Annotated in this window: 2 protein-coding genes; both read right to left on the bottom strand. The window is 58.9% G+C overall.

Translation table 11 applies throughout. The annotated features are described in order from the left end of the window. Positions 1 to 3: 3 nt before the first annotated feature. The gene (locus tag ACI77I_RS31855) at positions 4 to 1,014 is read right to left on the bottom strand and encodes a YqaJ viral recombinase family protein (RefSeq protein WP_407000158.1); all 1,011 of its coding nucleotides are present in this window, start codon (positions 1,012 to 1,014) and stop codon (positions 4 to 6) included. 79 nt (positions 1,015 to 1,093) lie between these two features. Next, complete coding sequence (locus ACI77I_RS31860; protein ID WP_407000160.1) at positions 1,094 to 2,062, bottom strand: DUF932 domain-containing protein; 969 nt, start codon at positions 2,060 to 2,062, stop codon at positions 1,094 to 1,096. Positions 2,063 to 2,309: the final 247 nt, after the last annotated feature.

Here is a 2,309-nt window from a genome sequence, read left to right on the forward strand (position 1 = left end):
CAATCAATTGATTAGGAAGCGACGACTGCCCTCCTTGAGCTTGGTGAAACGCGCTTTGAGATAAGGCTTCTCTTTTAGCAGGCGCTCGACATCGAGCACGGTGCTGTCCTTGGAGCGCTTCCAACTGATGAACCCGTTGCTGAACTCCGCCCGTGAGGCTTCGCCCATGGCTTGCAGGAGTGTCTGTTTCAACTGGGACTCGCGGGTTTTCTTTTCAGCAATGGACTGGCGAACCGCTTTGAGCTCCAGGTAGGTCGCCGCCAAACCCGCACGAGCGCTGAAGTCCACGGACTGACCATTGTCTAGGGGGTAAAGACAGCGCAAGGCCGCTTCAGACGAGGCGGACCCGTCAGCCGGTGGCGGCGTATCACTGACCACGTAATCCCAGAACACCCGCTCCAGCTCAATCAGTCGGGCAATCATCTGCTCATCCCGTTCGATGCGGTGGATCTCCAGGTGCTGACCCCCTAGCAGGACTGCCACATCCGCCGCCTGCTTGCCCGTCACCGCCAACTGGTGCATCACTTGTAATTGCACATACTCAGGCACGCCTTCTTTCCAGAGGCGTGCGCCGTTTATGCCGGCGGTTTTGCATTCGAGGATTTGGACATCGACGGCACCGATCACTTCACGGTCGATGTTGGCGAGCATCCAGGGCAGTGTGGGATCAGGGTGTTGCAGCACGGCGTTAATGCGTCGGACTTTCTTGCCGGTGCGTTTGCTGTAGTGCCAGGCCACGATTGGTTCCAGCACGTTACCCCAGTAGGCGGGACTTTCTTCATCATGAGGATCGATCTTCGGTAGCGTCGCATCGCGGCCAGTCTTTTCCAGCCATAACTCTAACTGCGATTTGTAGGGATTGAGGCCCACGGCTGCGCCTGCGTCAGAGCTGCCGATGCCTTGTTTACGCACGGCCAACCACTCCTCACGGGGCAGGGCCTTGGTGCCGATCAGCCGAAGGGCCGGGCGGCTTCTGGATACATGTTCAGGGAGAGCAATCGCGTTTGCGTTCATGGGGGTTACCTGGCGGGCATAAAAACGCCCGTTGAGCTCAGTGCTCGACGGGCGTAAGGGGTGAGGGGAGGACGGCATGTCAGGCCGCCAGTTGCAGGGCTGCCTCCAGTGCCCGTTGTTTGATGTGCGCCCCCTGACCAAACCAGGCGGAGTCCATGCGGTACTCGTTGCTGCGCGCTCGGCGTTCGTGATCGACGTACTCGGTGACTGCGTTCAGAAGGCCCCAGGCCGTGCCTTGTGCCGAAACCAGCGTTGAGCCTCGACCTTGGCCTTCGTACAGGCTTTGTACCTTGCGCATGGCGCGTTCGTTGGGCAGGACCTCAGGCAACTTGCTATTGGGCGTGACTTCACACAACACGTTCATGAAATACCCCATCGCTTCATGCCACTGAACTTTACGCTCGGCCAGCGCGCGCATGCGGTACATGAATTCGTCCCATTGCGAGACGGCCACACCCAATTGCTTTTTGACCACCTTGGCATCGAAGCGCGTGCTGTGCGGGACCTTGATGGCGCGGGTGGTGCCATCCAGGGCGATGGTCAAGGTGTTGTTGCAGACCACGCGCACGGTGGTCGGTGTGGCCGTGGTAGCGAGGGTGCCGTCGCAGGAGGTCGCCAGCAACAAATAGCCGTTGACCTGATCGTTACCCTTCAGCGCGGTACTTTGACCAGTACGTGCCAACGCCCAGAACTTACGACCGCCCTTGAGTACGCCTGCGGTTTCCAGCTCGTAGCCGGACATCTCGGTCAGGTCACGATAAAATTCCATGACCTCACGGGGCTGAACGGTTTGATAGCGATTGGAAACCACGGACAGCGGTGCTTTGGTGTCGGAGCGGTACAGCACCTTTTGCTCCGGGAACGAATGAATGCTGCCCATGTGGCCGATAGCATCGGCTTTGAAGTGCACTGGGCTTTCCTGGATCTGCCAGTCCATACCAGCTTCGCGTTGCCAGACTTCGATGGGCTGTTTCTGTGTCAGTTGACGGCCGAGGCCGTGCCATGGGGTTTCGCCGACGTAAGCCATAGTTTCAACAAGATGAGCCATGAGTAGAGTTCCTTGGGTGCAAGCCGGCTTCAAGGTCACGTGATGCGTGACACTGTCCGGACGGAGTTAGAGAGAGGAGTACGGTTTAGGCGGGTAAATTAAAACGATGCCCGCAGATCAGGCAGAGGTTGTGGGCGAGTACGTGGCGATCCAGTGTATCGCCGAGTTGAGCACCCAATGCACAGCCGCTGGCGCCACCGACAAGTGCGCCGAGGATGGCACCGGAAACGGCGCCGACAGTGACGCC

Origin of the sequence: Pseudomonas sp. D47 (genome assembly GCF_045447305.1) — a bacterium.
Taxonomy (GTDB): Bacteria; Pseudomonadota; Gammaproteobacteria; order Pseudomonadales; family Pseudomonadaceae; genus Aquipseudomonas.